The 283-nt window shown below is 35.7% G+C and carries 1 protein-coding gene; it reads left to right on the plus strand.

Annotated elements, in window-relative coordinates; translation table 11 throughout:
• The coding region (locus tag PL9631_RS25815) for an ATP-binding protein (protein WP_231516869.1) at positions 1–283 on the plus strand (283 nt) is incomplete at both ends.

Here is a 283-nt window from a genome sequence, read left to right on the forward strand (position 1 = left end):
CCCAAGAAGGAACAGGATTAGGATTAGTAATTAGTCGTCAATTTGTGCAGTTAATGGGGGGAGATATTACGGTAGAGAGTGAATTAGGAAAAGGGACAACTTTTCAATTTTCGATTCCAGTACAATTAGGTAAAGAATTAACTAAAATTGAACAAATTAATTCCCAACGGGTGTTAGCACTAGCACCCGAACAAGCGACTTACAAAATCTTGACGGTAGATGATAAAGCGATTAATTGCCAATTATTAACAAAATTACTTTCCCCTTTAGGATTTGAGGTTAA

This window comes from Planktothrix paucivesiculata PCC 9631 (assembly GCF_900009265.2).
Classification (GTDB): Bacteria; Cyanobacteriota; Cyanobacteriia; order Cyanobacteriales; family Microcoleaceae; genus Planktothrix; species Planktothrix paucivesiculata.